The organism is Roseburia lenta (assembly GCF_014287435.1).
GTDB classification, from domain to species: domain Bacteria; phylum Bacillota; class Clostridia; order Lachnospirales; family Lachnospiraceae; genus Pararoseburia; species Pararoseburia lenta.
On sequence record NZ_JACOPG010000002.1, the window covers coordinates 357026 to 378865 of the forward strand.

At 36.9% G+C, this 21840-nt stretch carries 21 protein-coding genes and 1 pseudogene; 1 reads left to right on the forward strand and 21 read right to left on the reverse strand.

The genetic code is table 11. The features are described 5' to 3' along the window. Positions 1 to 160: 160 nt before the first annotated feature. The gene (locus tag H8R94_RS05730; RefSeq protein WP_186854123.1) at positions 161 to 1447 is read left to right on the forward strand and encodes a flagellar capping protein; all 1287 of its coding nucleotides are present in this window, start codon (positions 161 to 163) and stop codon (positions 1445 to 1447) included. Here H8R94_RS05730 and H8R94_RS12490 read toward each other — a convergent pair. The 21 genes and pseudogenes from H8R94_RS12490 to fliS all read right to left on the reverse strand — a co-directional run. After that, a pseudogene (locus H8R94_RS12490) lies at positions 1442 to 1558 on the reverse strand (glycosyltransferase family protein); the annotation flags it as partial. The gene H8R94_RS05730 and the pseudogene H8R94_RS12490 sit on opposite strands and share 6 nt — an antisense overlap. Positions 1559 to 1584: 26 nt before the next feature. Continuing rightward, complete coding sequence (locus H8R94_RS05740; RefSeq protein ID WP_186854124.1) at positions 1585 to 2211, reverse strand: tetratricopeptide repeat protein; 627 nt, start codon at positions 2209 to 2211, stop codon at positions 1585 to 1587. Positions 2212 to 2333: 122 nt separating this feature from the next. Continuing rightward, positions 2334 to 2642, reverse strand: coding sequence for a hypothetical protein (locus H8R94_RS05745; RefSeq protein ID WP_186854125.1), 309 nt, complete (start codon positions 2640 to 2642; stop codon positions 2334 to 2336). Between the two features lie 199 nt (positions 2643 to 2841). Beyond that, the gene (locus H8R94_RS05750) at positions 2842 to 3600 is read right to left on the reverse strand and encodes a flagellin (protein WP_186854126.1); all 759 of its coding nucleotides are present in this window, start codon (positions 3598 to 3600) and stop codon (positions 2842 to 2844) included. A 72-nt stretch (positions 3601 to 3672) separates the two neighbouring features. Continuing rightward, complete coding sequence (gene aepX / locus H8R94_RS05755) at positions 3673 to 4968, reverse strand: phosphoenolpyruvate mutase (protein WP_186854127.1); 1296 nt, start codon at positions 4966 to 4968, stop codon at positions 3673 to 3675. After that, a complete protein-coding gene (locus tag H8R94_RS05760; RefSeq protein WP_186854128.1) occupies positions 4965 to 6023 on the reverse strand; it encodes an asparagine synthase-related protein in 1059 nt (352 codons plus the stop codon). Before H8R94_RS05760 ends, aepX begins: the two co-directional genes overlap by 4 nt. Positions 6024 to 6040: 17 nt before the next feature. Then, complete coding sequence (locus tag H8R94_RS05765; protein WP_118280373.1) at positions 6041 to 6796, reverse strand: phosphocholine cytidylyltransferase family protein; 756 nt, start codon at positions 6794 to 6796, stop codon at positions 6041 to 6043. Between the two features lie 11 nt (positions 6797 to 6807). Continuing rightward, positions 6808 to 7992, reverse strand: coding sequence for an aminotransferase class I/II-fold pyridoxal phosphate-dependent enzyme (locus H8R94_RS05770; protein WP_186854129.1), 1185 nt, complete (start codon positions 7990 to 7992; stop codon positions 6808 to 6810). 61 nt (positions 7993 to 8053) lie between these two features. Continuing rightward, the gene (locus H8R94_RS05775) at positions 8054 to 9244 is read right to left on the reverse strand and encodes a LicD family protein (protein ID WP_118280375.1); all 1191 of its coding nucleotides are present in this window, start codon (positions 9242 to 9244) and stop codon (positions 8054 to 8056) included. Between the two features lie 25 nt (positions 9245 to 9269). After that, positions 9270 to 10037, reverse strand: coding sequence for a formyltransferase family protein (locus H8R94_RS05780; protein WP_186854130.1), 768 nt, complete (start codon positions 10035 to 10037; stop codon positions 9270 to 9272). A gap of 36 nt (positions 10038 to 10073) precedes the next feature. Then, positions 10074 to 10910 (reverse strand): GNAT family N-acetyltransferase, encoded by an 837-nt coding sequence (locus H8R94_RS05785; protein WP_186854131.1) that lies wholly within the window; start codon positions 10908 to 10910, stop codon positions 10074 to 10076. 27 nt (positions 10911 to 10937) lie between these two features. Beyond that, complete coding sequence (locus H8R94_RS05790; RefSeq protein WP_186854132.1) at positions 10938 to 12155, reverse strand: LicD family protein; 1218 nt, start codon at positions 12153 to 12155, stop codon at positions 10938 to 10940. A gap of 43 nt (positions 12156 to 12198) precedes the next feature. Next, the gene (locus tag H8R94_RS05795) at positions 12199 to 13272 is read right to left on the reverse strand and encodes a pyridoxal-phosphate-dependent aminotransferase family protein (protein ID WP_118280695.1); all 1074 of its coding nucleotides are present in this window, start codon (positions 13270 to 13272) and stop codon (positions 12199 to 12201) included. 30 nt (positions 13273 to 13302) lie between these two features. Continuing rightward, positions 13303 to 14127, reverse strand: coding sequence for a LicD family protein (locus H8R94_RS05800; protein WP_186854133.1), 825 nt, complete (start codon positions 14125 to 14127; stop codon positions 13303 to 13305). Between the two features lie 19 nt (positions 14128 to 14146). Continuing rightward, the gene (locus H8R94_RS05805; protein ID WP_186854134.1) at positions 14147 to 15115 is read right to left on the reverse strand and encodes a Gfo/Idh/MocA family protein; all 969 of its coding nucleotides are present in this window, start codon (positions 15113 to 15115) and stop codon (positions 14147 to 14149) included. Between the two features lie 5 nt (positions 15116 to 15120). Then, positions 15121 to 16473 carry a Gfo/Idh/MocA family oxidoreductase gene (locus H8R94_RS05810; RefSeq protein ID WP_118280381.1) on the reverse strand — a complete coding sequence of 451 codons (1353 nt, stop codon included), beginning with the start codon at positions 16471 to 16473 and terminating at the stop codon, positions 15121 to 15123. 42 nt (positions 16474 to 16515) lie between these two features. Next, on the reverse strand, positions 16516 to 17496 hold the full coding sequence (locus H8R94_RS05815) for a LicD family protein (protein ID WP_118280382.1): 981 nt from the start codon (positions 17494 to 17496) through the stop codon (positions 16516 to 16518). A gap of 2 nt (positions 17497 to 17498) precedes the next feature. Then, complete coding sequence (locus H8R94_RS05820) at positions 17499 to 19853, reverse strand: LicD family protein (protein WP_186854135.1); 2355 nt, start codon at positions 19851 to 19853, stop codon at positions 17499 to 17501. Between the two features lie 119 nt (positions 19854 to 19972). Beyond that, positions 19973 to 20779: a flagellin N-terminal helical domain-containing protein gene (locus tag H8R94_RS05825; RefSeq protein ID WP_186854136.1), complete on the reverse strand. Its 807-nt coding sequence runs from the start codon at positions 20777 to 20779 to the stop codon at positions 19973 to 19975. A gap of 170 nt (positions 20780 to 20949) precedes the next feature. Further along, entirely contained in the window at positions 20950 to 21429 is a 480-nt protein-coding gene (gene flgN, locus H8R94_RS05830; protein ID WP_186854137.1) for a flagellar export chaperone FlgN, read from the reverse strand. A gap of 11 nt (positions 21430 to 21440) precedes the next feature. Next, complete coding sequence (fliS, locus tag H8R94_RS05835) at positions 21441 to 21830, reverse strand: flagellar export chaperone FliS (protein ID WP_118280386.1); 390 nt, start codon at positions 21828 to 21830, stop codon at positions 21441 to 21443. Positions 21831 to 21840 lie beyond the last annotated feature (10 nt).

Below are 21840 nucleotides of genomic sequence, written 5' to 3' on the forward strand. Positions count from 1 at the left end.
GAAGTTTCCATATTTTGTGGATGACAAGCCGGCATTTCCGTACTATAATATAAGTGAATAAATGGATTTTTATACCCCGCCTACAGAACACCATAGAAACATGGATTGTTTCTCTTATTGTTTTGCAGCGTATTTCAAGGAAGAAAGGAGGGGATGTCTTATGGCACGCATTGATGCCGCTTACAATTATCTATTGTCGACCTATGGCAAGGCCACAGGTTCTCGTTATGATTCCCATAAGAAGAGTGAATTACGCTCTCTTTACAACAACATCATAAAGACAAACAAGGAATCCCCTCTATATAAGATTACGCAGACGGGGGATGTCAAAGAATTTGCTATCGACATCAAAGCAAATGCACATCAGCTGCAAAACGCCATTTCTGCGCTAAATGATGACGGGGATGATATTGCATCTATGCTCAAGAAAAAAGTGGCAGTATCCTCTGATGAAGATACCATTTCTGTACATTTTGTAGGCAACGATGCTGACCAGGAACAAAACGGCTTCAATATGGAAGTCATTTCTCTGGCCGGACCACAGACCAACGAAGGTCATTATCTGCGCCGCAATGATTATAGCTTTGAAGAGGGAACTTATTCCTTTGATTTGGACATGCCAACGAATTCCTATGAATTCCAGTTCAATGTCAATCCTGGTGATAACAACTTTGACGTCCAGAGCAAAATCGCCCGTTTGATCAACCAGTCCGACATCGGTCTGATTGCAGAAGTAAAGCTAAATCGCCGAGGCGAGAGTGCCCTTAGCATCCAATCCAAACAAACCGGACTTTCTGCAGATGAAACATCCATTTTCTCCATTCAGTCCGGAAGTTCCTGGAACGAAATCAATACCCTTGGTATTTCACATATTACGACGCCTGCAACCAACTCTGTTTTCCGTTTGAACGGACAGGAGCACTCATCTTTGTCAAATACCTTTACCATCAATCGCTCTTTTGAAGTAACAATGCATAAGACTTCCGCTGATGCAGGTAAGCCAGTCCATATCGGCTTTCAGGCAAGCACTGCTGCCATCACAGAAGGCATTGACAATTTACTGAGCGCATACAATAAGTTATATGATGTAGGAAGCAAATATGCCACATTACATGGCAGCCACCGCCTGTTAAACGAGGTTTCTGCCATCAGTAATCATTTTTCTGATGCACTTGCTGCTGTTGGCATTTCCTCTAATGAAAGCAGACATTTACAGCTGAATCCAGAGCATTTTTCTGCTGCCATCTCAGGAAATGACGCTTCCGAGCATTTTAACACGTTGAATCAGTTTAAGAGTGCGTTGTCCGGTGAAGTCAACCGCATCTCTATTGATCCGATGCGCTATATCAACAAGGTGATCGTAGAATACAAAAATCCCGGCAAGACTTTTGTAGCGCCGTACGCCCCAAGTGCCTATGCCGGAATGTTGATCGATCAGGCTTTATAAAACATTCTCTTCTTTCAGAATGTTACACATCTTCCTCATTCGCTCGATGTAGGTATGATCTGTTTTTACACGTTCATACCCACGTTGGGCGATTTTTTTACGTTCTTTTTCATGTTTTAAACAAAATCAAACCCTAATCATCCAATACGCTCCAATCGCTCCTTCGCCGGCTCATAATGACCCGCTTTTCTGTAAAATTCTTTTGCTTCATCCATACGGTGCTGCTTTTCACGACACTGACCGGCATAATAATACGAAAGAAAAGCATTGCTTCCCTCAATCGCATCCGGGCGCTCATTTGTGGCCTTTGCAAACTCGATCACGGCCTGTTCAAATTGGTTCTGTTCAAAATAAACCAATCCCATAATCATGCAAAAATCGGCATATTTACTAAAATCGTCATATACAGCCTCGAGAACGATGCCTTCCTTCCCCTGACCACTGTTAAGTAAAGATAAGCCGTAGCCCTTGACCATCTCAATAACAAATTCGTCCTCTGTATTTAAGTTGAATGCTAAGCCCGTCTCAAAATACTGTGCAGCCGTCGCATAATCCTCTATCATATAGAAACTTTTTCCAAGTGTATAGAGCAGATAGCCAACTTCATTTTGCACTTCCGGTGCTGCCTCCTGCAAATCCTCATCGGTATGCTGATTTACGAAATTGTCTAATTCCATTTGCAGCAGTTCGATGCTTCGCAACACATCTTCTTTATCGCCAATATAATCTTCCACAAAAAAATCTTTCGCCAATGTATATGTCATAAATACGCTCCATTCTGTTTTATATTTTCCACTTTGTAATTCTACCATAAATTAGCATAAAGCATAGAAAAAACGAGAGAAAAGCGCTTAACATATCTAGCGTATTTCTCTCGATTTCATATCTATTGGCCTATAGCACGCCGTTCTTCCGGCAAAAGATCAAAATGTCGTGACACAATTGACTTCAACACTTCTATATCTGTCTTCATTTTTTCATGACTCTCAATAGAAATGCTATATCTATCAAACTGCGTTCCATATGCATCACATAACGTAATAATTCCTGGTCGAATATCGTTTTCGATGTTAAGCTCGATGTTCGTTACTCGATCTTTCACTTCCGACATATCTTTCTTCAACGGCTCAAGTTTTTCATCTAATCTCTGGTCCATCATGTTAGACATCGCTACCAGCAATTCTTCATTCGTCATAACTTCTTCCTCCTTTCATACATATTTCCTTTGGGAACATTGTATAAGGCAAGAATCCATGAACTAAATGACACTACTCTAAGACAAAATTGAAACGTGAACTGCTCATCAGCACGCTCTCCGAAGAATCACCGCCTTATGTGCCATTGATTGTACTCTCATTTTTCTAAAAATGCAAGGCAAAAACATGAACACATCATTAAATAAAAAAGTTATTTATTCTTTTCGCTTCATTTTCCTGCTTTTTCTTCTGGATCATAAATTGATATGACTGAAGTGCTTGCTTCTTCTTTTGCTCCGAAACAGCTTTTGCATAGTCAAGATCTTCCAGTTTGCTCTTTGACGCTGTTGTATTATAAGAAACATTCGCATTGTATCTAGCCGCATAATCAAGTCTATTATACTCGGCTCCGCCTTTACTTCTCTGTTCGGTTACTTTATCTAATGCGCGATCTATCGTATCCAAATTAAAATTTCCAGTAACATCAAAATCCTTTATGCCAAGTGCAGCAAGTGTCGCATCGCCTGCACTAATCGAAACTTCATTCCCCTTTGAACTTGTCACCATAGAAAAAGCTGTATTAGAACCATCTAGCAATTTTTTGCCATTGTAGTCCGTCTGATCCGCAATATTTGCAATCCCCTGCTTTAATTGATCAACTTCTTTTTGAATAGCGCTTCGACCGCTATCACCCAAAAAGCCATTTTTCGCCTGCACTGCGAGTTCGCGCATTCTCTGGAGATAATCTGTGATGTTGCCAAGCGCTGCATCAGAAATATTTAGTGCATCTTTCCCTGATTCAATATTGCGCGAACCAGCATCATAGCCCTTGATTTGTTTCGTCTGCTCTTCAATTATACTCAAATCAGCTGCACCATCAGCTGCCGTATTTATTCTTTTTCCACTCGCAAGATTTCTGTAATCCGATTGTGTAGAAATATTTGAAATTCCGTTCATATCGCTTACCTCCTTTGTAATCATTATATAATGGTTCTGGGAAGATTTCAATTTGCACTATCTGGTTTTGCCCTATAATGTATCAATCAGCGATATTACTTCTTTGATTGGCATAATTCGCTCATCCACCTCTAACGCTCTATGGTTTTTCAATATGTCTATTGCTGTCTGCTGCATTGCTGGAAATGCACTTCTAATTAGTTGATTTGCGTAAATAACAACATTTACACCATATTCGCCAAGTTCTTTTTCCGTTACACTGTTATACGATGTAGGGACTACAACTAACGGAATGTCCTTATATATCTCTCTAAACTTCGTGCAAAATTCAAGAATCTCTGTAGGATCTTTCTTTCTACTATGAATCATGATACCATCTGCACCGGCTTCTACATACGCCTTCGCTCTGTTCAGCGCATCCTCCATCCCTTTTTCAAGTATCAGACTTTCCACTCTTGCAATTATCATAAAATCAGATGTTAGTTGAACTTTTTTTCCAGCTCTTATTTTTTCGCAAAAATGCTCTATTGTATCTTGTTCCTGTTCCACTTCAGTCCCAAACAGTGAATTTCTCTTCAAACCTATTTTATCTTCAATAATTATGGCAGATACACCCATTCGTTCCAGTGATCTAACAGTATATACAAAATGGTCAATCAAACCACCTGTGTCACCATCAAAAATAATTGGTTTTGTTGTCACCTCCATAATATCATTTATTGTACGCAATCTAGATGTTATATCAACAACCTCTATATCAGGTTTTCCTTTTTCTGTTGAATCGCACAAACTCGATACCCACATTGCATCAAATTGATCTAATCCTTGCTCAGATGCCACAATCGTTTTTTCTGCAATAAGACCTGTTAATCCACTGTGTGCCTCTATGGTTTTTACAACAGGAACCAAATGCAACAATTTCTTTAATCGCGCTCTTCTAAATTCTGGCATCGCCAATTTTTGTTGAATTTGTCTGTCAATCTTAGCAACCCTATCATTGTATGTATATGGTATTTCTACTAATTCTCCACCATATTTTTCTATATTCTCAAGCACGTTTTCCCTAATAGAGTTTTTGGGTTCTTTTCTCCAATCATCTCCATGAACAACAATATCCGGTCGCTCTTGTTCAAATATATCATCATACATAATGGATTTTTGCACGATCACTCTTTTTACATTAGGAACTTTACTAATCATTTCCATTCTTTCTTCCAACGATTTGATAGGAAATAGATTGTATCGGATCATTTCAGCGTCACATAGAACGCCCACTGTGACCTCCCCTAATTTAGCAGCTTCGTTTATAATATTAAGATGTCCTTCATGTATTACTTCTACGCAAAAACATGTATATACTTTTTTCATCGCATACTATCTCCATCGTGGTTATCTATCAGATTCAAAAAACGTTCTAGACTATATATCAAGAATTTCTGTTCTCCTGTCATTCCCTCAATACAATTTTCCTTAAATTCACTGCGTTTTGGTCCACCCCAATCCCTTAGCCAATAATCCGTTGCACGAGCCATAGCAATTTTTTCCGGAATTTCTAACTGTGGATACTTCTCTTTAAAAAGTGCTCTTATCAAATACTTACTCTCTCCATTGCGCACTCTTTCCAAATCTAATGGTTTTCCCATCTTTAATTTTGCATATGGGTCAAAATATTTTATATTCGCATATTCAAAACTATTAATATATGCTGCAGAGGACGAACTTGCAAATACTTCATTTAAAAACTTTATATAGTCTACATAATCACCCACCTGGTATCTTCTATACACAGCATCCATATCTTCATATTCTTTTAATACTTTTTGCGGCTGTACAAATGTATATCTTTCTTTCCATTCCTCATATGTCCAATCCCGAGAGAGTAATCGATCCATTCCGCCAAATGCCATATCTGCATTATCACCATAAATTATCTTTTTAATGCCATCCTGTTGCATTCTCTTCACTAATGCATATACTTGGGGCTCATTCGCAAATACAGGGCAACCATCATTTAGCATCAATTCATCCATACAAGCTATATAGTCATCCCACCCCACATCAACGACAATGTGTTCAAGTCCATATATTTCGCAATATTTTTTCGCACGAGCTGTCTCATCTACAGCGTTTGGTGCAGAGCATTTTGCAGTATATGCTTTCGTCCCTTTCGGCATGTATGACGCAAGTATCGCTGAATCCATACCTCCGCTAAGCAAAATTCCCGCATCCGATAAATCAATAGCAGACAGCTGTGATTTTATAGCATTATCTATCTCTTCTGCCGAATCACATGCCAACTTTTCATCCTCATCATATAATGTAATATTTTTATGTTTTAAATTCTCTGAAAATACTTTTTCTTCATCCACAATATATCTAAATGTCAAAAAAGAGCTCATACAATATTTTTTATCTATCACCATAGCATTCTCTCCTACTATCACATTTTTCCCATAATTTCTTCTGCTTTTTTTAAATCATTCACATCATCTACTTCATACCATTTCTCACCCCGAAGGACTTCTCCATATATAGGGGTATTTCCCATCGTCACTATACTTCTCATAACTTTTTCCATTGGTTGCATAACCCCATTTTTTTCTATATATGTTTCCACTTCCGGCATCAAACTATTTCTTACAAACGCCGCACTAAACTTATGGATATTAACGGTCTTATATTTATCCGTAAGCACATATCCATCTTCTTGATCGCTCTTATGCCTCCAATCAATTATCCTTGCATCCTTGCCCAGAGTCACAAATGTTCCTTCTAAATTCTCGTTATACGGTTCCAATATTGACACATTTTTATATCTTGATTCGTCTGCCCTCTGTAAAACTTTTTTTTCGAAAACGACATCACCTTCTATGACATATAGGAAATCAAATTCTCTGTTTATACTTTCCAATCCATAATTTAATGATAGTATCGTGTTGCTATTTTTATAGTCCGGATTAACGACAAATTGTATATCCATCCCAACCTTCATATCTTTGATTTGCTGCATCAATTTTTCATGCAAATATCCGACAACAATTATCACTTCTTTGACATCAAAACTTTCCAGATTTTCTAAAGTTCTCTGTATAATTGGCATACCACCAACCTTTGTCATGCATTTGTGTTCTGTTTCTGTCAGTGGTTTTAATCTGCTTCCCAATCCAGCTGCCAAAATTATTGCTGTTTTTCTCATTCTTTACCTCTCTATTCCAATCCAAGCTCATTTACAATCGCTTCACATAAAATAGCGCTAGCAACTTCTAATTCATCCAACGACAAGTATGTCGGTGCCAAGCGCAAAAACTTATCCTCCGGATCAATCCCATATGGAAACGTAGACCCTGCTGGCGTTATTCTAAGGCCTCTTTCTTTACAATACTCATACACACTTTTTGCACCACCTGATGCAAATTCTAGATTGATAAAATAACCTCCTTTTGGATTATTCCATTTTACATTATCATTATATCCAATTCGATTTGTTAACATATCATCTATCAAATCAAACTTAGGTTTTATAATCGTCCTATGTTTTGCCATATGTTCCAATACACCCTGTTTATTTTTCAAAAACAAGGCGTGTCTCAACTGGTTTATTTTGTCTCCAGTTTTCAATTGTAGCAACGATGTTTTCTCAAGCCACTTAATATTCTCTATACTAGATGCGCATCCTGCTACTCCACCTCCCGGAAAAGTAATTTTGGATGTTGAGAAAAACTCAAATACCCTGTTCGGATGAACCGAAGTGTCTTTTAATATATTACTTATCGTAACTTCCTCGTCAGTTAAATGATGCACCATATATGCATTATCCCAAAAAACTCGAAAATCACTTGTGGCTTCCATACTTGCAATCCTATGAACAACTTCATCCGAATAGATTGCACCGGTTGGATTTGAATACAATGGCACGCACCACATACCCTTTATACAAGTATCATTTTTCACTAGTTCCTCTACGATATCCATATCCGGACCATCATCGTTCATTTTTACTGGAATCATCTCAATTCCAAATGTTTCACATATTTTAAAATGCTTCTCGTATCCAGGTGATGGACATATGAATTTTACATTTCCAGATTCTTTCCAAGGTTTTTCTCCATCAAGTCCCAAAAACATAGCCTTGGCCACCACATCATACATAATTGTAGTGCTCATGGTTGATCCCAAATAAATTTGTTCATTGGAAACATCTAGTATCTCAGAAAAAATGTTCTTTAATGGGGTAATTCCACCGGTTCCCGCATAGCCCCTATAATCAGTTTCGTATTCTAAGACAGTATCTGATCTTACTAGATCTAGCATAGGCAAGGACAAATTTAATTGTTCTTTGCAAGGCCATCCTCTTTCCATATTCAAATTTACATTCATCATTTCTACGCTCATCTTTTACCTCACGAATTTCCATGCACTTTATTGATTTTCTCAATCTCCTCTATTACAGCATCTAGTGATGTGAATAAATTGGAGAATGCCCTTTTGACACTCTATCCTCCACTGGTGGCAATTGCATATAATTGCCATACCATTTTTTTAGCACTTCATCATACCCTATTGGTATTCGATACTTCTCACCCTCAAATTCCATTAAAACACTCTGTTCATACCATTTTTTGGGCATAACCACGGAACCATCCCTAGGTTGTGGATAAAATCGGCCAAAATAACCAATACCAATGTTTTCTGATGCATCATAATCATATCGCATAAGCATTTCATTCATTTTTTCAAATAATTTCTTGTGTGTTTTTAAAGAATATCTATCTGTTCCATACGGAAGCACCACCTGTTCGCTCCATACATTTTCCCAATACATAAACTCCTGTCTAAAGGTGACCTGTTCTTTCGCCTCTTTCGGATATCCACATAATGGGAAAATATCTATACCCATCCCAGTCCATGCACGCATTGGAAAAAATCGGTATTCCGTAAAAATATCTTCATTTTCTATTTTTGACAGCGTGCTTATTGGAAGGTCCTCAAGCTGTTCATTAAATACACTGTTCCAGAGGAATTCACATTCTTTTGGAAACAATTTTCCAAGTTTAATATAATCTGGGGCAGGCATGGTAATATCAATATCTTCATCCCAAGGTATAAATCCTTTATGTCGTACAGCACCTATGAGAGTACCAAAATGAAGATAATATCTTAAATTATGCTCTTCACAGAATTCATGAAACCACTTTAATATCTTCAACTGCAACAATTGTGCTTCTCTTAATGAAATCTCCCTCGCACCTCCTGGTAGCACCAAATTATTAGGCATCGTATTCATTGTAATATTATTAAACACATGTATATCATTTTTTAACCCTGCATCTATATTTAACAACGAATCCACTCTCTGTTGGTAATCTCGTAATGGAGTAATCAAAATATATTGTTCACCTGCATCCGCAATATACGCACCGATTTCTTTTTCTGACCTAATTTTTAATCCACACCAGATTTCTCCTATTCTTCGGTCATCAAATATTTCAATGTTTTGAATTCCTTCCCGCAAAAAGAAATAGATAAAAGTTTTTGATAATACATCAAACCCATTCACAATTATTTTTTTATTACGTAAATCACATGTTGCAATTTCTTCCATCGCAACTTCTTTTATGTATTTTTCGCAATTATCATATATCATATTTTCTTGTCTCCATGATTTTCAGTTATTTATTGTTATTCATTTTTTCTGCAATTTCCATGAGCATTTCATTTGTTATAACACTAAAGTGTTCTCCATCTTTTTCTATATAAGCGCCTTCATATGGTGGAAACCAAAAAGCTTTTATTTTTCTTTCGATTTCCTCTGGCGAATCTGTTTCATAAATTTTTCTAGCTCTATTCAAATCTTTTCTTTTATAAAATTTTCCCGTTTGCTGTTGCTCTACAGATGTCAAACTTCCAATTTTCACATACTCATTTACCAAATGTTTCAACATTTCATATCCCAAATCCCACGTTGCATTACTAAGCAATATTCCGTATTGTAAATCCGGTGTGATTTCAAAATATCTCTTTTCAATAATTGGTCCCCTATCAAATTCACTTGTCATAATATGAAAAGTACCTCCCCAATAGGTTTCTCCATTATAAAGTCCATGACAAGCACATGCATTTCCTTTGTATTCAGGGAGTGGCGCAGGATGATAATTTATTGCACATTTTGTTTTTCCCAAAATATAGTCGTCTATTTTTTTAGGATAAGAAAAAGAAATCAGCAAGTCGATAGATGATTCTTCAAAATCTTCATTTATTTTATCCCGCGTTTTGTCATCATAGATGTTAATATCATTTTTTTCGCAAATTTCTCTAACGTTTTCACATCTATCTGGTATTAAACATCCTCTCAATTCAATATTCTCGTTTGACAATAAAAAATTTAATCCTCGAACTGAATTCTTCGAATCTCTACACGCATATAATACTTGCTTCATTTTTCCTTTTTCTCCTTAAAATTCTAAAATAACGTTTTATAACGGCAAATATTGATGCCACGGGCAGAAAAATTCAATCTGTTGATATCCCATCTCTTGTAATTGTTCTTCTATGTCAGCCGTATACGGACTTGCGAAAACAACATTGTAATCCGTCAATCTTGGAGCAACTATTTCTATCCCATTGATTCGCAAGTGATGCAGTCTTTCATTGTTTTCAAAAATCATTTTTGGCTTATAAACTCCTCCAAATTGTCCAAAAAATTCTTCCGCATATCCACCTGCTCCAAATAAAACGAAATCTTTTTCTATGCATTTCAAAAGCAAATCATAATTATTATTTAAACTATATTTTTGTCTTTCTTTCTCAGGACATACCTTATCAATATTGTTTACAATATATCTATTTGATATCGTTTCTGTTGACGTATATGTTCTTATCTTGAAACCATTAAATGTTGCCCCTCTTTTTTTATAATATTTCTTCGCACTATCATTTCCTTCAACACAAAATATTTCCATGTTCTGTATCCCTTCAGAAAGCAACAATGAACATGCGGCTGTCCATAACGCACTCCCTATGCCCCTGTTTCGATACCCCTCTTTTGTATGAAAATAGTCTAGCAATCCGCAATTCATTTTCCCCTCAAAGAACTTAACACCTGCAAATCCCACAACCTTTCCGTCCAAATCATATACAAGTATTTTTCTATCCGCTTTCCTATAATATATAATCCACTGTTCATAAACAGATTCTTGCGTCAATCCATTTAAATAGCATTCATTCATGATTCCTTGATATGCCACTTTTCGATTGTGCAAATGTATTTCTGCAATTTCTTTTAAATCTTTTTTCTGAGCAAACCTTATCATACGTCCCTTGCCCTACCTTCTGCTTTGTCAGTTCCAAACTCTATTGATATTTTTGTTTTCATTCATATAAACCTTAAATATTCCGTGTGGTTTCTGCTGTTCTCTTGGCGGCAACACAGTATAATCTCCATACCATTTGCGCAACACTTCATGATACCCTATTGGAACTCTACACTTCATAGTCTCAAAATCGCACAATATATATTCATCATACCATTTTTTTAACATTACACGTGTATCATCTGTAGCCTTTGGTTTATCATAACCAAAATATCCTACCCCTATATACTCAGACTCATCATATGGATATCGCAGCATAATCTCATTCATTTTTTGAAACATATTCATATGTTCTTTCTTGGAATACTTCTCGGTTCCATACGGGATTACTATTTTTTCTTTCCAGCATCGCGTCCAATAACCAAATTCATCCATATAGCGCATCTGGTCATCATAATCTTTCGGATATCCACACAGTGGAAAAATATCTATTCCAATCCCAGTCATCGTTCTTATAGGAAACGACCTGAATTCTGTCAACATTTTTTTCGATTTAATTTTAGATAATGTACTTATCGTATAGTCCTGGACACCTTCGTTAAACATACTATCCCAAAAGAAATCTGCATCCTTAGGGAAAATTTTTCCTAACCGTAAATAATCATCCACCGGCATAGCTATATCGATATCATCATCCCACGGAATAAATCCCTTATGACGTACAGCGCCTAAAAGCGTTCCATAATCCAAAAAATAGCGCAAATGATTCTCTTCGCAAAAACTTGTGAAAAATTGCAATACTTCCAACTGTATTTCCTGACATCTTCTCAATTCAATTTGCCTGCCATAATCTTCCTCCGCATATATATTTGGTAATTTGTTCATCGTAATATAGCTCAAATCCCATATACATTCCTTTAGATTTGGAAATGAAGTTTCGATATCATTTATAATATTACTTCCTTTTTGATAATCTGTTACTATAATGCAATAATTTTGGGGTTCATCAATCGTTTCTAGTACTTCTTTTACTCCCTGAACTTGTATGTCGTTCCATACTTCACCCCTTTTTTCATCATCGACCAAGACAATATTCTCTATATTATTTTCTTTCAAAAGAAACACTACTGTTTCTGACATACTATCCATTCCATCTATGATAATTGTCCTATGTAATAATTTCCTATTCTCTGCATCTTTGTTAATTATCTCTTCAATGTATTTACCACAGTTATCGTATAGCACTATCTTTCTCCTATATCTTTTCGTTGGACAATTTGCGTTTTAACTATATTATACCTCGTCCTCGCATATCCTTTAATGCGTCAATTAACCTATCATTATCCTCTAATGTCAAATTTCCGATATGACCAACGCGACAGACACAATCCTTTAATTCTCCACCATTTGGACAGATCCATATATTATATTCATCCTTTAATGTAATAAAAATATCATAAGCAGATGCCGTTGTCGGATGTAATGCCGTCATTGCATTTGACATGGATTCAGAGAAAAACACAAATGGCAATTCCAAAATTCTTTCTCTAAAGTTTTTTGCTAGTAACTGTATTTTTGATATTTCATGTTCTACTCCACCATTCTTTTCTATTTCCCTCAATCTTGCATTTATTTGTCTTAAAATCCCCACCGCAGGCGTAAATGGTGTTTGACCTCTTTCTCCATCCTTTAATGCAACTTTTAAGTTAAGATATAAACAACTCGGTTCATTGCTATCTATTCTTCTTAATGCTTTATCCGATAAAACAACAAAAGATACTCCCGGAGGACATGCTAACGCTTTCTGTGAACCTGCAATCATCACATCTACGCCCAATGCTTTCATATCGAACGGATCTGCCAAAAATGAACTGATTGCATCCACAATAAGAAACAAATCATTGTTTTTACAAAACTCACTAATAATGTTCATATCATAATAAACACCTGTTGATGTTTCATGTACGTTCACCACAAATGCTGTAAAATCTTTATGATTATGCACATATAAATCCTGTTCTGTAAGTTTTTTACCTTTTTCTAGTCTAATCTCCGTATACGGTATCTTATGTATTTCACACAAATCCACAAAGCGTTGTCCAAAACCACCACCATTAACAACAAGAACCTTATCATCTTTTGTCAGCGTATTTATAACTGCCGCCTCCATAGCCGCTGTTCCTGAACCAGTAAGAAACACCACTCTACCAGCTTCTTCCGCTCCAGAAAATTTTTTTACAAGAGTTTCATTTTCTTTCATTATCTTTGAAAATTCATCCGTTCTAAAATAAGGTACTTGTTCTGCACCTATTCTACATATTTCGTCAGAAGCCATCACTGGACCAACTGTAAAATTTAACATATCCTTTTTCTCTCTCATAATTAATGCTCCTTATTCCTCTGGAAACGAAATACTTGTTGCTGTATGTCTTGGTTTTCTACTTTCTTCTGGTGGTAGTGTCATATAATCCTTACCAAAAGAATGTTCCAAGAATCCTTCTGTATCCTTAGGGCATGTAAACCACGCATCTTCGAACCATATTTTATCTGTATCAATAAACCACTCTTTTTTAAATCCAGCGGTATCAACCGGATCTCCCCACCCTTGGATTCTTACCTTACTGAAACCTTTGTCATTATACTTTTTACTTAATTTTTCAAATATTTTAAAAGCTTTTTCTTTTGGGAATAAATTCAAAATCCAAAAACCAAACTTATTCATTCCTGGTTTATAATTTCCAAGTGCCACCTCTGAATACAACATTTTTCTTGCAATCCAGCATTTTGCATTATAGATATCCTTTGAGATCTTTTTTTCAGGCAAATCATCCACCGGAAAAATATCAATAAAAATACCTCTTCGCATGGTAAGCATATCCTGTCCTGCTCTCTGAAAGTTTGTACCATTTCGAAGCATTCTCGCATATCCCCATCGATATCCTGCATCTGTTTTATGATTTTGCAGAAAATACTTTTTTGTATTCAACTGCGTTTTACATACTTCACAAAATCGCTCATATTCACTTCTTAACATTCTGACATCGACATCATCATCCCACGGAATAAATCCCTTATGACGATATGCGCCAAGTAATGTTCCTGCATCTAACACATACGTTATATTGTTTTCTCTACATATGCGATCCAATTCCTTGAGCATATCCAATTCAACCATCTGCATTTTTCTGATGATTTCCTGCGTATATTCAAATCCCATCTTTCTCACCATACCTAAATCATTTTCTTACTATTCTGTAATCCTTTTCTTGCCGCAAGAATTCTTCCATAATATATGCAATCTTTATACTTTGTTCTTTCGTAACTCCTGATGCCATCTGCGTACCTTTTATTCTCTTTACGAAATGCTCTAATTCATATTGCAGTCCATTCCCCACATATTCGCACGTATATTTTTGCGTTTTATTAGCATCTTCAAAATGGACTTCTATGCATTTTGGCATCCACCATGGCGCCTTCACCAAAATGTATCCTTTTGTTCCAGAAATCAATAACTCACCTTCTGATTTCACGCCAATACCCGATTTCACTAATCCCGTGGCATAAGAATGGTAGGAAAAGAACACTTTGGTAAAAATGTCTACTCCATTTTCATTTCGAAGAGACACGTGATGTGATTCCACATAATCTTCTCCCAAAATACTTAGGACAGCAAAGCAGCCATAACTTCCCAATTCGGTCATGCTGCCGCAATCCTCCAGATGCGTCCACTCTCTCAAGCCCGGTTTTACTAATTTAGTAAAACACGCTTCGACATCCCTAATCTCACCAATAGGCTTTTCCTCTAACAACTCCCTTAATTTCTTATATCCCGGGCTATATGCTGTCTTGATTCCTTCCATTAGAACACATTGCTGTTCATCCGCCAATGCAAAAAGTTCCTCTGCTTGAGCGCCTGATACTACCATTGGTTTTTCGCACAACACATGGATACCCGCTTCCAGTGCCTTTTTGGCATATTCTGCATGCGTCCCTAATGGAGATGCGACATATACAGCTTCTATTGCATGTATAAATAGATTCCAATCAGAATATGCAGCCTTCACATGATTTTCTGCACAGAATTTTTCTGCACTTTCCATATGTGGATTGTATACACCTACAATCTCTACATCCAACCCTTGCCATGCATCATATACAAATCGTTTTGCAATTCTTCCTGTCCCAATAATTCCTAACCTTATCATTCATCCTACTCCAAGGCTTTATTTTTTTTTCGTTCCATCATAAATTTTTCAACAATACGTGACATTGTAACAGATTCTTCTTCCGTCAATTTATAATCTCTTCGACCAGTACCATTGATTTTTCCTATAAATTCGCTAATTTCATATCGCAAACCATCCCCTTGAAAGTTTGGTTCAAAATGTTCAATTACATTTGGATCTTCATATCGAACATCAAATTTATGCGTCAACCACCATGGTGATGGTGCTAGAATATAGCCTTCTGTTCCAGCAATAACAAGGCTTCCTTCTGATTTGACACCTACCCCCATCTTAGCTGTTGCCATGCCATTCGGATAACGCAATTGTATCTTTGTATAAATATCCACTCCGTTCTCATCGCAAATACTGTCAATGGTCACTTCCGAATAGTCTGTTCCATATAATTTAAAAATAGGTAGTAGTGTGTATCCAGCAAACTCCAGAAACGCTCCACCATATCTTGCATCGGTGCGTTCTCTTGATACTGGATTTGCAAGCCGGGAAAAACATGCTTCCACGTCTCGTATATTCCCTATTTTCCCGCTTTTTGCCACATTCATAAGTTGCTGAAATCCTGGACAATACGCTGTTTTGATTCCTTCCATCAAAACAACATGCATTTTCTTTGCAAGTTCATATAATTCAAAGGTTTCATTATATGTAAATGCTAGTGGTTTCTCACTCAAAACATGTTTACCATTCAATAATGCTTCTCTTGCATACTGATAATGCGTTTCATTTGGAGATGCAATATACACGGCGTCCACATGCTGTAAAAAATCAGCATATTTTTCTGTATATACTGGTATATTTTCTTCATTTTCAAATTGAATTGCACTTACCATTTCAGGATTATACGCACATTCCACTTCAATACCACTAACGTACTTCGATTCCGACATAAAACGAGGGGCAATACGTCCTGTTCCAACAATACCCATTCTTACAATCGGAAATTTTTCTTTTCGTATCATGGTAGAGGATACATTCTTCGTACGCTCCAAATAAACCACTTCACAATACGCTTTCAAATAATCAAAGTGACCTTCCCAATCAGAACCAACCGTAAAAATATCTACCCCATATTTTTGGATATCTTCTATTTTTTGTCCTTCATGGTCCTCAACGATAATTTCATCAGCAAATCCTGTTTTGCGCACGTTTTCTACGCGCTCCAAAAGAGAATCCACTACATTAACCTTACCTCTAGCCTCATCAAAGTGCTCTGTAGTCACTCCTACAATCAAATAATCTCCTAATGCTTTTGCTCGTTGCAACAGTTTGTAATGCCCCTCATGAAACAAATCATAGGTTCCATACGTTATAACTTTTTTCATATGCTCCTCCATGATATTATCAATGCATCCATGCATTGCTTGCTATTTTGTTTCCCCAAACACCTTCATATCTATTAAACTTTGCATCTGTTCATAAGATATCTGCGTTTGAAAAGTCTGTTCCATTACTACCTTTAACGCCAATTCCTGTTCCTTATAGTTCGGATAATCATGCCCACCTCGTATTTGTTTTGGTGTCATGTAATCTTCTCCATATTTTAATTTCAAAATATAATCAAAATTTTTTGGTACAGGTATTGTCGTATACTCAAACGGCATGTCAATCCATTCATCATAATATTCTTTTGGCACATGATAGTCCTGTCCATTTTGACGTCGCATCATAGAGCATACTTCGTCTGCCTCTTCCGGTGCACATTGCTGCATTGCCATATCCACCATTTTTTTAATTTCATGGTGTAATCTATTATTCCAGTCAATCTTTATTCCCAGTGCTTTTTCCCACATTTCCACAATTTCTTTATCGTCTGCAGTATATGGTGGTTCTTCTGATACCGTTGCTGCTGTAACCATCAGTGTATGTATTAAATGCACTAACTCCTCATCCTTTTTGGGATCTCTTGGAATATAATCAATTGGGAAAATATCAATTCCTGTAGAAAACGGACACATATGAAATCGTTCCAAAAATTCCGTATCAAAATTCATATGGCGGCTATTAATGACACGCATAATACAATTATCCTGCTCTGTATCATTATAAATATTTTTCATCTCAAACCACGCATCCAACTCCTGTGGAGCGATTTGTGCGAAACGATTCCAATCGTCACGCAACATTCCTATATCGATATCATCATCCCACGGAATAATACCTTTATGACGTACTGCTCCCAAAAGCGTACCCCATTCAGCAAAATATTTAATTTTATATTTTTCGCAAATCCTCTTGATTTCTTCAAGCACCTCTATTTGCGATGCCCAATATCGCTTCATGCGCGAATCAATGAAAAAACCTTCTCGTTTTTCACCTTCAAAAAATTTTTCTTTCGGATTAAGCATCCCTATTCTCCTATTATCTCAAGATATCCCTTTGGAACAGCAATTGTACCTTTTTCAAATGGCAATTCTATTGTATCATCAAACCATTCTCTTGTATAAACAGTATTTTTTCCTATTTGCAAATCTGAAGTAATTCTTACTTTCTCTCCCTGCTCATTATAACCGGATGCCACAGTATCAATTGCGCGAGCAAAATTTCTTTGCAAATTTCCATCCTTGCTTATTTCAATATTTAGCTGCTTCGTCCATTCATCTACTAACGATAGTGTATCTTCATCATAAGGTGGCATGCATGGCACAATAGCCATTGTACGCAACATAGCATTTATAATATCTAATCGCGTCTGATCCATGATCTCATCTGGATCTACCATGTCCACTGGTGTAAGATCAATTCCTACAATTTCCCTACAGCCATGGAAACGTTCCATATAATTAGTATCCGCCACCAGATACGCGTCGGTCGTAATCAATGATCGAATATCTGTATATTGCTCATTCATATAAATACTTTGAAAAGTAAACCAAGTATCCAATTCCTGCCCTAAACAGTTCATAAATTCCACATAATCTTTTCGAAGCATACCAAGATGAATACCTTCTGCCTGTGCTAAATACCCTGCTTTGTGAACAGCTCCCAAAATGGTATCTCCTACGGCAAAGTATTTGATCTTTTTCTTATCACAAATGCGCTGAATTTCAGTCAAAATCTCCATTTCAGCAGCACGATTTCTCTTTGTTTCCTCCGAAACCATGCATCCATCTACCATATCTGCACAAAAATCATCAGCACAATACTCATATGTCGGTGTATTCTCCTGTGCCAAAAAATTGTCGTAATAACCACTGGCAACCTGTTCAATATATCTTAATGTATCCTCTTTTGTCTTGTCCTGTCTTTTTTCCTGTAGACTATCTATAAAGATTCCATAAAATGGATATCCATGACCCCCTCCTCGATTGATTGGTGTCATATAATTATCTCCATAATTCTTTGTCAAAATAAATTCATAGCCGCTAGGAACCGACACTTCAATATTTTCAAAAGGCATACGAATTCTGCCTTCAAAAACCTCTTTTGGAATATAATAATCTTGTCCATTCGCTAATCGATGTGGCACTGTATAAAAATCTGCTTGTTCCTTTGAATACAAATTCAATATTTCATCTTTCAAAATGAACAATTCTTGATTTGTAGGTTCTTCCTGCGAAAAATCAACATGACACATTCCACAAATTGTTTCCAAAAGGTTTTTTTCATTTTTCTTTGCATAATAATATTCATTGCCGTCTGGAGCATATGATTTCATTTGTTCACGTAAATGCACAATTTCGGAAATCACTTTCAATGCATCATACTGCTCCTTTTCTAATTTTTTATCTCTAGGAACAGCATCTATAACAAAAACATCCACGCTGGACGGAAATGGAAATCCATGATAACGCTTCAAATCAAAACGGTCTGTCAAAATGGTGAGCGAATTGACTATTTTTGACGCATGTGCTCCCCAGTCAGCCTCCTCATACACATCATAGAACTCCAATTCATTTTGGCAGTATTGAATAGCATACTTCAACTTATCATAATCTTCTCGTAGCACCCCTATATCAATATCATCATCCCAGGGAATATATCCCTTATGACGTATCGTTCCAAGCAATGTGCCCCAATCCACAAAATATGGGATATACAATGCCTGACATAAAATATCTACTTTATGCAGTACTTCTATATTCGCAGCCCACGCGTGCTTCATAAGTGGCTCAATATAAAATCCATTTCTTGTTTCCCCTTCAAAAAATTCTTTTGGAAAATCAAGGACAACAGATTTTAAATCAAGCATTCCAACTTCTTGACATCTTTCTAAGAATACATTCCACTCTGCATTCTTTCTTTCTTCTATCTCCTGCGTCAGTAAATTTATTTCATCGTAATCGGTTGATTCAAAATCAAATTTATCAAAATCAAATTGTTCTGCATATCTATCGGGAACAATTCTCTTAATATACGCACAGCGCACATAATCTATATTCAAAATTTGTAACGCTTGTAATGTCCATTGACAAATTTCTTCGTTTTCAAAAATACACGTCACACAACTCTCATTTTTCTTACTTTCTATAATATCAATTACAGTACCTTCGCTAATCATAATTGCAGATACCATAACATAAGCGCAAATTTTTGCCGCATAGAATTTCTGGTTTTCTCCATAAGTTCTATACGATGCCTGTACTTCATCCAGCGTTTCCTCTGCTAGATTACAAATTTCGATGTAATTCTCTTCTTTCCAAAATGCTGATATTTTTTTTTCAAGTCTTTCTACTTTTGAGTTTGTTTTATCCATCTTTTCCATACTGTTACCTACAATATCATTTCATCAAATATTTATTTTAAAAAGGGAGCCATGGTCTCCCATGACTCCCGGAAGTATTGTGTACGAATACTTTTTCAAAAATTTCTTCGTAACTTCAATTACTGAAGAAGTGATAATACACCCTGTGTTGACTGATTTGCCTGAGCAAGCATTGACTGGCCAGCCTGCTGAAGAATATTATTCTTAGAGTACTTAACCATCTCATCAGCCATATCTGTATCACGAATACGTGATTCTGCTGCTGTTACATTTTCAACAACGTTATCCAAGTTGTCGATTGTATGCTCAAGTCTGTTCTGTAAAGCACCAAATGTAGATCTTGCAGTTGAAACCTGCTCGATTGCAGATGCAATCTTAGCTAACTGATTCTTTGCTGTTGTTGTATCCTTAATAGATCCTACTAAATTAGCAATCGTAGCTAACTTAACTCCAGAAATCTTAATTGTGTTAGCTGAAGCTGCTGTATAACCAACGAAAATTTCTACTGCAGATCCCTTTAACATGAACTTGCCATTGAAGTCTGTTGTAGAACCGATACGACCGATTTCCTTCTTCAACTGCTGAACTTCATCATTGATAGCCTTGATATCTTTTGTAGAGTTTGTTCCGTTAACTGCCTGAACTGCCAATTCATTCATTCTCTGAAGCATTGAATGTACTTCTGTTAAAGCACCTTCAGCTGTCTGTACTGCAGATACACCATCCTGTGCATTTGTAGAAGCTCTGTCAAGACCTCTGATCTGCTTACGCATCTTTTCAGAAATTGAAAGACCAGCTGCATCATCTGCTGCACGGTTAATTCTGTAACCAGAAGATAACTTCTCTGTGCTCTTTGCCTGCTGTCCAGCTGTAATGTTAAGAACTCGGCTAGCGTTAGCTGCCTGCATGTTGTGTTGTACTACCATAATTCATTCCTCCTTGAATATAATCTGTCTTCCATGACAGATGTGATTAATAATCAGTGATTCCACCTTCGCCGTACACGCTCCGGCTTCCTCACGAGCAAGTGTTTCTTGCCCTTGTACTTTCTATATCGGAGACATTTTCCAATACTTAATACCTAAATGGAAATTTTTTATTTTTTCCGATCCATAAACTGCGGATCAACCGTATTCATCTTCATCATATTCTGGTAATAAGAATTGACAACCTTACGGCTCTGACGGATCTCCTTGGTCTGGGTGCGGATCTGGCTGAACTTTGCCTTTGCCAATTCAGAGTTCTGCTTCTCCAAGACCTGTAGGTTGGAACTGCGCTGTGTGATCTCCCGGATCATCTCCTGCATGTGAGCGATGGAATCACGGTACTGATCCCGATTGTTTTCCAACTGATCCTTGACCTTTGCAAAGAAAGCATCAAAGCCCTGATCCAGAGCCGAAAGCCGATCGATCAGTTTTCCTTTTTCTTCGATATTCTCTTCAAAAGCCTCCGGCGACGCATTGGGATCCTTTAAGATCTCTGTCTGTTCCTGACACAGCACCTGCAAGCGGCGCAAAAGATCGATCTTAGACTCCAGACTGTCTTCTAAAATCTGAATATAATTTTTCTCGTCCATCCTTGCTCCTCTTATGCTACCACTGTGCCGTTCTTTGTGATCTTCATGACTTCTTTCCATGTATCACGCATCGTGCGCAGATGTTTTAAGACCTCTTCTAAAATCTCCGGATCTTTTTTCATATTCGCCTGAATCAGGCGATCCAGAAGATAATCATAGACAGCATCGAAATCTTTTGCCGTTGCATATTTATGATTCAAGGTTGCCTTAAACTCACCGATAATCCGTTCTGCCTTCTGGATATTGGTATTCGCCTTGGCATAATCTTTATTTTCGATCGCAACGACCGCAATATTGCAAAACTTGATTGCCCCCTCATAGAGCATAAGTGTCAGTTCTGCCGGTGAAGCCGTCATGATCTTATTCTTTGCATACGCATTATACCCATTATTAGGTACCATTGGTTTTCCC

Coding starts and splice junctions, on each gene's coding strand:
- H8R94_RS05730 (WP_186854123.1), top strand. CDS start 161: ATGGCACGCATTGATGCCGCTTACAATTATCTATTGTCGACCTATGGC.
- H8R94_RS05740 (WP_186854124.1), bottom strand. CDS start 2,211: ATGACATATACATTGGCGAAAGATTTTTTTGTGGAAGATTATATTGGC.
- H8R94_RS05745 (WP_186854125.1), bottom strand. CDS start 2,642: ATGACGAATGAAGAATTGCTGGTAGCGATGTCTAACATGATGGACCAG.
- H8R94_RS05750 (WP_186854126.1), bottom strand. CDS start 3,600: ATGAACGGAATTTCAAATATTTCTACACAATCGGATTACAGAAATCTT.
- aepX (WP_186854127.1), bottom strand. CDS start 4,968: ATGAAAAAAGTATATACATGTTTTTGCGTAGAAGTAATACATGAAGGA.
- H8R94_RS05760 (WP_186854128.1), bottom strand. CDS start 6,023: ATGGTGATAGATAAAAAATATTGTATGAGCTCTTTTTTGACATTTAGA.
- H8R94_RS05765 (WP_118280373.1), bottom strand. CDS start 6,796: ATGAGAAAAACAGCAATAATTTTGGCAGCTGGATTGGGAAGCAGATTA.
- H8R94_RS05770 (WP_186854129.1), bottom strand. CDS start 7,992: ATGAGCGTAGAAATGATGAATGTAAATTTGAATATGGAAAGAGGATGG.
- H8R94_RS05775 (WP_118280375.1), bottom strand. CDS start 9,244: ATGATATATGATAATTGCGAAAAATACATAAAAGAAGTTGCGATGGAA.
- H8R94_RS05780 (WP_186854130.1), bottom strand. CDS start 10,037: ATGAAGCAAGTATTATATGCGTGTAGAGATTCGAAGAATTCAGTTCGA.
- H8R94_RS05785 (WP_186854131.1), bottom strand. CDS start 10,910: ATGATAAGGTTTGCTCAGAAAAAAGATTTAAAAGAAATTGCAGAAATA.
- H8R94_RS05795 (WP_118280695.1), bottom strand. CDS start 13,272: ATGTTAAATTTTACAGTTGGTCCAGTGATGGCTTCTGACGAAATATGT.
- H8R94_RS05800 (WP_186854133.1), bottom strand. CDS start 14,127: ATGGGATTTGAATATACGCAGGAAATCATCAGAAAAATGCAGATGGTT.
- H8R94_RS05805 (WP_186854134.1), bottom strand. CDS start 15,115: ATGATAAGGTTAGGAATTATTGGGACAGGAAGAATTGCAAAACGATTT.
- H8R94_RS05810 (WP_118280381.1), bottom strand. CDS start 16,473: ATGAAAAAAGTTATAACGTATGGAACCTATGATTTGTTTCATGAGGGG.
- H8R94_RS05815 (WP_118280382.1), bottom strand. CDS start 17,496: ATGCTTAATCCGAAAGAAAAATTTTTTGAAGGTGAAAAACGAGAAGGT.
- H8R94_RS05820 (WP_186854135.1), bottom strand. CDS start 19,853: ATGGAAAAGATGGATAAAACAAACTCAAAAGTAGAAAGACTTGAAAAA.
- H8R94_RS05825 (WP_186854136.1), bottom strand. CDS start 20,779: ATGGTAGTACAACACAACATGCAGGCAGCTAACGCTAGCCGAGTTCTT.
- flgN (WP_186854137.1), bottom strand. CDS start 21,429: ATGGACGAGAAAAATTATATTCAGATTTTAGAAGACAGTCTGGAGTCT.
- fliS (WP_118280386.1), bottom strand. CDS start 21,830: ATGGTACCTAATAATGGGTATAATGCGTATGCAAAGAATAAGATCATG.